Source organism: Streptomyces sp. NPDC048192 (assembly GCF_043202415.1).
Classification (GTDB): Bacteria; Actinomycetota; Actinomycetes; order Streptomycetales; family Streptomycetaceae; genus Streptomyces.
In genome coordinates this window covers 126077-134586 of sequence record NZ_JBIDAL010000023.1, presented here as the reverse complement: position 1 = coordinate 134586, position 8510 = coordinate 126077, and the positions used below count along the sequence as shown (strand labels likewise).

The 8510-nt window shown below is 70.2% G+C and carries 8 protein-coding genes and 2 pseudogenes; 2 read left to right on the top strand and 8 right to left on the bottom strand.

Going from position 1 to position 8510, the window contains the following annotated elements:
* Positions 1-91: 91 nt before the first annotated feature.
* Both ACGFZN_RS36280 and ACGFZN_RS36275 read left to right on the top strand, forming a co-directional pair.
* A pseudogene (locus ACGFZN_RS36280) lies at positions 92-224 on the top strand (alcohol dehydrogenase catalytic domain-containing protein); the annotation flags it as partial.
* Positions 221-361 (top strand): annotated as a pseudogene (locus ACGFZN_RS36275) (transposase); the annotation flags it as partial. The pseudogenes ACGFZN_RS36280 and ACGFZN_RS36275, both read left to right, overlap by 4 nt.
* Positions 362-868: 507 nt before the next feature.
* Here ACGFZN_RS36275 and ACGFZN_RS36270 read toward each other — a convergent pair.
* From ACGFZN_RS36270 to catC, 8 genes are all read right to left on the bottom strand, one after another.
* The gene (locus ACGFZN_RS36270) at positions 869-2314 is read right to left on the bottom strand and encodes an aldehyde dehydrogenase (protein WP_393862726.1); all 1446 of its coding nucleotides are present in this window, start codon (positions 2312-2314) and stop codon (positions 869-871) included.
* Positions 2315-2648: 334 nt separating this feature from the next.
* Positions 2649-2927: an alpha/beta fold hydrolase gene (locus ACGFZN_RS36265; protein WP_393862725.1), complete on the bottom strand. Its 279-nt coding sequence runs from the start codon at positions 2925-2927 to the stop codon at positions 2649-2651.
* 117 nt (positions 2928-3044) lie between these two features.
* Positions 3045-4715, bottom strand: a complete 1671-nt coding sequence (locus ACGFZN_RS36260) for a sigma-54-dependent Fis family transcriptional regulator (RefSeq protein ID WP_393862724.1) — start codon at positions 4713-4715, stop codon at positions 3045-3047.
* Positions 4716-4782: 67 nt separating this feature from the next.
* Entirely contained in the window at positions 4783-5601 is an 819-nt protein-coding gene (locus tag ACGFZN_RS36255) for an alpha/beta fold hydrolase (protein ID WP_393862723.1), read from the bottom strand.
* 17 nt (positions 5602-5618) lie between these two features.
* The gene (locus ACGFZN_RS36250; RefSeq protein WP_393862722.1) at positions 5619-6821 is read right to left on the bottom strand and encodes a thiolase family protein; all 1203 of its coding nucleotides are present in this window, start codon (positions 6819-6821) and stop codon (positions 5619-5621) included.
* Positions 6818-7465, bottom strand: a complete 648-nt coding sequence (locus ACGFZN_RS36245) for a CoA transferase subunit B (protein ID WP_393862721.1) — start codon at positions 7463-7465, stop codon at positions 6818-6820. The genes ACGFZN_RS36250 and ACGFZN_RS36245 overlap by 4 nt, the downstream gene beginning before the upstream one ends.
* Positions 7465-8220, bottom strand: coding sequence for a CoA transferase subunit A (locus ACGFZN_RS36240; RefSeq protein WP_393862720.1), 756 nt, complete (start codon positions 8218-8220; stop codon positions 7465-7467). Before ACGFZN_RS36240 ends, ACGFZN_RS36245 begins: the two co-directional genes overlap by 1 nt.
* Positions 8217-8504 carry a muconolactone Delta-isomerase gene (gene catC / locus ACGFZN_RS36235; protein ID WP_393862719.1) on the bottom strand — a complete coding sequence of 96 codons (288 nt, stop codon included), beginning with the start codon at positions 8502-8504 and terminating at the stop codon, positions 8217-8219. The genes ACGFZN_RS36240 and catC overlap by 4 nt, the downstream gene beginning before the upstream one ends.
* Positions 8505-8510: the final 6 nt, after the last annotated feature.

The window sequence follows — 8510 nt, the reverse complement described above, 5'->3', positions numbered from 1 at the left end:
CGAGATACGCGCCGACCTCCACCAGGGACTCCTCCAACTCGCGTGCGCTCTCATCTGTTTGAGGCGGCTCCGCACCGCATTCTGAAACGATCAGTTACCCGACCCGCTGCCCGCCGTCCTCGGGCCACGAGGGTGCGGGCGTCGTCGAGGCCGTCGGCGACATCATCACCACCGTCGAGCCGGGCGTCCACGTCGTGCTGTCCGTCGCCTACTGCGACCACTGCACGCTCTGGTCGCAGTCGGCGTCGACGCCGAAGGGCACCGCGAGTTCCTCGGCCTGGAGGTCGCCACCATCGAGGATGGCGCCAGATGGCTCGCCTTCCTGCGCTCGCTGATCGCCCACGGCCTGGGCACGGTCCAGCCACACCTCGACCTTGCCGGGCTGGAGGACGAGGCGGCCTACGTCATCTCCGTCGTCCTCGCTCACGGCCGCCCGCGCTCACGGAGTGATCCAAGCGTGCCTGAGCAGGCAGATCTGGTACTTGCCGACCCTGCGTGTCGGGGAGCCGGCGCCACGGCCCGCATCTCCTGCTATGGCCGCCACCTACCCGAGAAATACGCCCAGTTCAACGGGACCACGCCCAGCTGTGGGCGCCTGGCGAGCGAGCCTTCGCCCGCCTCAAGCAGTGGCGGATCTTCCGCAAGGTCTGATGTAGCCCGATCCCGATCACGAGGGCAGCTGTCCGATGGCAGAAATACTCTGGTGCGAAGGCGGGCAGGTCCACCACACGTCGTCATGTTCGACGCCGAGTGGCGGCGCCCCTGCGTAGCAGCATCCACCTCGACAGGCCTGCGGCGTGCGAACGCAGTACGTCGGGCGCCGCGGCGATGTTCGCCACGGCGCCCGACGCTGTACGGCCGGAACGGCTCAGAGGTACACGGTCTGCGTCTGCTGGTACCCGGTGAGGCCCTCGGGACCCAGCTCGCGGCCGAGGCCGCTGGCCTTGACGCCGCCGAAGGGTGCGGCGGGGTCGGGGATGTAGCGGTTGACGCCGATGGTGCCGGTGTGGACCCGGTGGGCGACGGCCCGTCCGCGCTCGGGGTCGGAGGTCCACACTGTGCCGCCGAGCCCGAACTCGGAGTCGTTGGCGAGGCGGACGGCGTCGTCCACGTCGTCGTACGGGATGAGGGAGAGCACCGGGCCGAAGATCTCCTCCTGCGCGATGACGGCGTTGTTGTCGACGTCGGCGAAGACGGTCGGCTGCACGTACCAGCCGCGCTCCAGACCATCGGGGCGGCCGCCTCCGGTGGTCAGCCGGGCGCCCTCGCTGCGGCCCTTGGCGATGTATGACTCCACCCGCTCGCGCTGCCGCGCGGTGGCCATCGGCCCGACATGCGTCGCGGGATCGCCGGCGTCGCCGACGGTGAGGGAACCCGCGAAGGCGGTGAAGGCGTCGACGACCTCGCCGTAGCGGCTGCGCGGAGCGAGGACGCGGGTGCCGAGGAAGCAGGTCTGGCCGTTGTTGAGGAGCGTGGCGCCGAACAGGCCCTCGCCTATTTTCGTCAGGTCCAGGTCGGCGTCGTCTAGGACGATCGCCGCCGACTTGCCGCCGAGTTCCAGGGTGACCGGGCGCAGCAGGCGTCCGCAGGTCTCGGCGATGGCGCGGCCGGCGGCGGTGGAGCCGGTGAAGGCGACCTTGTCGACGGCCGGGTGGGCGACCAGGTAGGCGCCTGTCTCGCGTCCCGCGGGGACGATGTTGATCACGCCGGCCGGTACTCCGGCGTCCTCTACGGCCTCGGCCAGCAGGTAGGCGTCCAGGACCGTCTCCGGAGAGGGCTTGACGACTAGGGTGCAGCCGGTGGCCATCGCTGGCGCGATCTTGAACATGGTCAGGGCCTGCGGGAAGTTCCACGGCACGATCGCCGCGACGACGCCGACGGGCACTTTGCGGACCTCGATGGAGCCGCCCAAGAGGCCGGGCCGTGTCTCCGCTGTGGTCAACTCCCTTGCGAGAGCGGCGTAGTAGCGCAGCACGGCGCTTGGGTAACCCGTCTCCAGCTGGCGGGCCACCGCGACCGGCATTCCGTTCTGGGCGCTGACCCGCTCGACGAAGTCGGCGGCCCGCCGGTCGATCGCGTCCGCGAGCCGGTCCATCACCTCGGCCCGCCGGGCGGGTTCCCAATTCGACCAACCGGACGGGTCGTCGACGGCGGCACGCGCGGCGGCGACCGCGCGGTCGATGTCGGCCTCGGTACCCTCCGGCACAAGTCCCAGGGGCTCTTCCGTGCTGGCGTTGATAGGAGTGATCGAACGGTCCGTAGCGGGGCGGATCCATTCGCCGCCGATGTAGAAGGTGTCATACCGGAGGTTCATCAAGGGCTCCTTGGTCGTTGAGGCATGAAGGGATGCTGCGGCGCGGCGCGGGCCGGCGGCGGAGCGTCTCTGGGACGTGATGGGGGCGGGGGTGCTGCGGATCCGGCTCGGCAGCAGGCGCGCATCAGGGCGGCGTCGCTGCTCCCACAGGGTCGTGCCAGCGTGCGCAATGGCGCCGCGTGGAGGACGGTGAGTCGCAGCGGGACCGTCCGGCGTGGCCCGCGGGTCATGGCAGGGTGCCGGAGGCGGGGCTGGTAGCGGTGGCGGACCGGAGAGATGCCCCATGCGGACGCGGGGTCGACTGCCTCGCGCGGTAGGCCCCGCCGCCCGTGGCTCAGGAGAGCGCCCGTCCGCCCCCGAGACCGTCGATGAGCGCGCGGGCATCCGAGGCCTGCTGTTCGCGCGTCATAGGGGTTCCGTCGCGTCCCGTGCTGCGGGACTTCCCCCGCCGGTCGTCGTTGATGACCGTGAACGCGTCCCGGAGTTCCTCGGCCATGGCCGAGTAGCAACCGGCATCTCCGCCGGCCCCGCTGATCAGCAGCAACGCGGGCCCGCTCCCGCGAAGTTCGTAGTAAAGCTCGGCGTCGCCCACGTCGAACAGGCCTGCGCGCATGTGATCACTCCGCTCTCGGCACCTTGTTGCAGTGCCGTTGCCGGTAGGTTTCCCATCGGCAAATTAGGGCCGGGATGTCATGCAGTGGTGTTCAACTATTGGACACTTCTCAGGTGTTTAGAGGTTGATCTTCAGGACGCGCATACGGTTGTAGAGGGTCGTCCTGCTGATGCCGAGTTCCTGGGCGGCGCGCAGCTTGTTGCCCCGGAACTTGCGCAGCGCGCCGGTGATCGCGTCGTGCTCGGCCCGCTCCAGCGGCGTCATGCTGCGCCGCCGTGGGCTGATCCGATAGGCCTCCGGCAGATCGCGGGGCGTGACATCGCCCGCTGAGCGGCGCTCGGCGACCGTGCGGACGACGGTATCCAGCTCGCGCAGGTTGCCGGGCCATGGATGGCCGGCCAGGACGGCGAGGGCGGTCGGTGTGAAGCGCACCCGGTCGCCGAAGCCCAGGTTGTCGAGCATGGCCCGGACCAATCCCGGGAGTTCCTCCGCGCGGTCGCGCAGGAGGGCCAGTTCGATGTGGGCGGGGCAGTCGGCGGCGAGGACCGCGCTGTGTCCTGTGAGTTCGGCGAGGGGAGGGCCGGTCAGAGCCATCGGCGGGCGGGACCGTTCCATGAGCCGCCGCAGCCGGGCGGCACAGGGGCCGGGCAGCAGATGGACGTCCTCGACGAGCAACAGGTCCGGATTGTCCTTTGTGGCCTGCTCCAGGTCGGCGAGCCACGTCGCTTCTCCTCGTACGGCTGCTTCGGACGCGTCGAGGGCGGTGATCCGGACCCCGTCCCCGCCCGCCAGTGATCGCACGGTCGTGGTGCGTCCGGTGCCGGGTGCGCCGCCGACATACACGGGTGTGCCCGGCGCGATCGCCACGGACTGTGTGGCCGTGCGCCGGGTGGATCCGCGGCCGCGGACCGTCGCGTCCGCAGGGTCAGGGTCGTCGAACTCGAACAGCACACCGTCCGTCCCGCGGGCGACGGCCTGGAGCCGCACGGATACGACACGGCCGGAGGACAGCTCGAACGTGCGGATCGCAGGCGGCCGTGCGCTGCCGTCGGCGCCGCGGCGGCCGAGGTCGGCGGCGAACTCGCGGAGCCGGATGTGGTCGACGGGATCGAGGAGCTCCACGGCGGCAGGGCTCGTCAGCACCACTCCTTCGCCGAGAACGAGCACCGGCCGGTTCCGCCTGGCCGTGGCTGCCTGGTAGGCCGCCAGCATCCGCTGCTCGGCGCGTCGCGCGGTGAGCAGGAGCCGTTCCTCGACATCGCGCGCGGCCCGCGCGATGACGGTAGCGAGCAGGGGGGAATGGTTCCTGGTCAGGCAGGTGATGTCCAGGACGCCTTCCAGGCGGTGGGTGACCGGATGCCGGATCGGATGGCCGTAGCAACTGAACCGCTTGAACGGCTCCAGGTAGTGCTCCTCACCGTGCACCGCGACCCCGCGACGGAGCTCATGGGCCGTGGCGATGGAGTTCGTCCCGGTCGTCTCCTCCAGGAACACCCCGCCCGTCACGACACCGAGCGCCTCCAACCTGGCGCGCAGCGGACGGGACCCGACAGGCAGGCCCACGATCCGCGACTCGCGGTCGGCCAGCAGCACACAGAAATCCGCGCTGCCGAGCTGCTCGGCCAGCTCAGAGAGCACCGGTTCGGCGGCGCTCACCAGACGGCCACGCCGGTGCACCGCGTCCGGCTCCACGCGCAGGTTCGCAGCGGTGGGGGTGAGCCCGCTCAGCTCGGAGCGCCACCAGGAGCGCGCGATCTCCGGACGGAGAGTGGTGTCACCGGGGTGCACGGTGGCCTCCCACGAGGTACCTGCCGCGGTGGAGCGGCTCGGGGCGGGTGTGGGCAGGGCAAGCGGTTCAGTCGGGCAGGGGGACCCGGGTTCCTTCGCCGGAACAGACTGCTCGCAGGTGGGTCATGAGCGCCGCCTGAAGAGCGTGGGGTTGTTCGGCGGCGAGATGGCCGCTGCCGATGACCTCCAGGGTGGCGTTCGGTATTGCCTCCGCGAGCTCCTGGGCGTGCTGCACGGGGGTGGCGGTGTCGTGGGAGCCAGCGACGACGAGAGCAGGGGCGGTGATCGAGGCCAGATCCGGGCGCAGGTCGTACGCGGCGAGGGCGTCGCAGCATGCCGCGTAGCCGGCTCGGTCGGCCCCGGTGAGGTTGCTGAGCAGCCTGCGGCCGAAGGGGGTGTCGGCGAAAGCTGAGGTGGCGAACCATCGGTTCGGGGTGGTTTCCAGCAGGGGAGTGGTTCCCTTCAGCCGTACCAGGGCGGCGCGCTCATGCCAGGGCTCGGGCGGACCGAAGTGTGCCGAGGAGCAGACCAGGGCCAGGGAAGAGATGCGGTAGGGGTGGTGGACCGCGAGATGCGCCCCGATGGCTCCTCCCAGGGAGATGCCCGCGTAGTGGAAGCGGTCCCAGCCGTGATGATCGGCGAGGGCGAGTACCAGTGATGCGAGGTCGTCGACCGTTGTGCGGCCTGGTTCGGGGTCGCGCAGGAGGGCAGTGGTGGAATCGGCGTGGCCGGGCAGGTCGAAGCGCACTACTCGGAAACGGCGGCTGAGGCTGGGCAGTTGGGGTTCCCAGACGGCCTTGGAGGTGCCGAGGGACGGTCCGAGGATCAGGGGCGGTGCGTCCAACGGGCCTACGATGTGGTGGTCCAGCAGGCGGGGTGTGGACATGGTGGCGCCTCCGGTGCTCAGCGTTCGAGGACGAGGGCGAGGCCTTGGCCGACGCCGATGCAGAGGGTGGCCACGCCGGTGCCGGAACCGCGACGGGCGAGCTGGTGGGCGACGGTGCCGGCGAGCCGGGCGCCGGAGGCGCCGAGGGGATGTCCGAGCGCGATGGCGCCGCCCTGGGGGTTGAGGATCGCGGGGTCGAACTCGGGCCATTCGGCGAGGCAGCCGAGGACTTGGGCGGCGAACGCCTCGTTGAGTTCCAGGACGGACAGGTCGGCGAAGGTCCTACCGGCCTTGGCGAGGGCGCGGTTGGTGGCCTCCACCGGGCCGAGCCCGAAGTACTGCGGCTCGATCGCCGAGACACCGGACGCCGAAATACGGGCGAGGGGTTCGCGGCCGGTGGCGCGCAGTCCCACTTCGTCGACGAGGAGCAGGGCGGCGGCGCCGTCGTTGAGCGGGGAGGCGTTGCCTGCCGTGACCGTGCCTCCGTCGGCACGGAAGGCGGGCTTCAGCTTGGCCATCGTCTCCAGGGAGGCGTCCGGGCGTACACCTTCGTCGGCGGCGAGGACGCCCGGATCGCCCTTGCGGCGCGGGATGGTGACCGGGACGATCTCGATGTCGAACAGGCCATGTTGCTGTGCGGAGGTGGCCTTCTGGTGGGAGGCCAGGGCGAACTCGTCCTGCTCTTCTCGGCCGATCTTGTGTTTGTCGGCGATGAGTTCGGCGGACTCCCCGAGGGGGATGGTCCACTGTGGTTCCATCTCGGGATTGACCATGCGCCAGCCGAGCGTGGTCGAGTACAACTGGGCGTGTCCGGCAGGGAAGGGCTTGTCGCTCTTGGGCAGCACGTAGGGTGCGCGGGTCATCGACTCGACCCCGCCGGCCACGACGACGTTCGCGTCACCGAGGGCGATCGCACGGTAGCCCTGGATCACGGCTTCCAGGCCGGAGGCGCACAACCGGTTGACCGTCACGCCCGGCACGGAGGTGGGCAGCCCGGCCAGCAGTGCCGCCATACGGGCAACGTTGCGGTTCTCCTCGCCTGCGCCGTTGGCGTTGCCGAGGTACACGTCGTCGACCGCGGCCGGATCCAACGTGGGTGTGCGGGCGAGGAGTTCGCGGATGACGTGAGCGGCGAGGTCGTCCGGGCGCACCGATGCCAGGGCGCCGTTGTAGCGGCCGACCGGGGTGCGGACCGCGTCGATGATGTAGACGTCCTTCATGACGGGATCCCCTCAGCCACCCGCAGCTTCGCTGCGGTGTTCTCGATGATGTCGTCGACTGCGGCGCCCGGCGCGGTTTCGACGAGCAGCAGTCCGTCGTCGGTGACGTCGAGGACGCCGAGGTCGGTGATGATCCGGTTCACGCACTGCCTGCCGGTCAGCGGCAGCGCGCACTCCTGAAGGATCTTCGGGCTGCCGTCCTTGGCGGTGTGCGTCATCAGAACGATGACCGTGCGGGCGCCGTGGGCGAGGTCCATCGCTCCGCCGATGCCGGTGACCAGCTTCCCCGGGATGGCCCAGTTGGCCAGGTCTCCGCGTGCGGAGACCTGCATGGCTCCCAGCACGGCGACGTCGATGTGCCCGCCGCGGATCATGGAGAACGACAGGGCCGAGTCGAAGAAGGACGCCCCGGGCAGCACTGTGACGGTCTCCTTGCCGGCGTTGATCAGATCCGGATCGACGGCGTCCTCACTTGGGTACGGACCGGTGCCCAGGATGCCGTTCTCGCTCTCCAGCACCACCTCCACGTCCTCCGGGAGGTGGTTCGGGATCAGTGTCGGCAGGCCGATGCCGAGGTTGACGTACTGCCCGTCCTTGAGCTCACGCGCCGCCCGTGCGGCCATCTCGTCACGCGTCCAGGCCATCAGCCGCTCACCGTCCGCTGCTCGATCTTCTTGTCGGCCGCCTGCTCGGGGGTGAGGGCCACTACCCGCTGTACGAAGATTCCCGGCAGGTGGACCGCGTCCGGGGCGATCTCCCCGGGTTCGACGAGCTCCTCCACCTCCGCGATCGTCACCCGTCCTGCCATCGCCGCGAGCGGGTTGAAGTTCCGGGAGGATTTGTTGAAGACCAGGTTCCCGTGGCGGTCGCCCTTCGCCGCCCGCACCAGGGCGAAGTCGGTGCGGATGCCGCGCTCGAGCACGTACTCCACCCCGTCGAACGCGCGGACCTCCTTCGGCGCCGAGGCCAGCGCAACCCCGCCGGCGCCGTCGTAGCGCCACGGCAGTCCGCCCTCGGCGACCTGCGTGCCGACGCCGGCCGGGGTGTAGAAGGCGGGAATGCCGGCCCCGCCCGCGCGCAGCCTCTCGGCGAGCGTGCCCTGCGGGATCAGCTCCACCTCCAGTTCCCCGGCCAGGTACTGGCGGGCGAACTCCTTGTTGGCGCCGATGTAGGAGCCGGTCACCCGGGCGATCCGCCCCGCGGCCAGCAGGACCGCGAGACCGGAGTCCATCGCCCCGCAGTTGTTGGACACCACGCTCAGATCGCTCACGCCGCGCTCGTACAGTGCCTGGATCAGCACGTTCGGCACACCGCTGAGTCCGAATCCGCCGACCGCCAGTGACGCGCCGTCGGGCACATCGGCCACCGCCTCCACAGCGGTGCCGGCGACCTTGTTCATGAGCCGGCCGCCAGATCCGAGGGATGCTGAGCCAGGGGCGTGACCTCGATGCTCAGATAGGGAAAAAGCGGCAGGTTCCACAGGATCCGGTGCAGTGCCTCGTTGTCGGCGACATCGAAGATGCTGATGTTGGCGTACTGGCCGACGCACCGCCAGATGTGCGCCCACTCACCGGTCTTCTGCAGCTCCTGGCAGTATGCCTTCTCCCGGGCCACCAGCTCCGCGCGGACCTCGGGATCGAGGTCGCGTGGAATGTCCACGTCCATGCGTACCGCGAACAGCACCGCTCA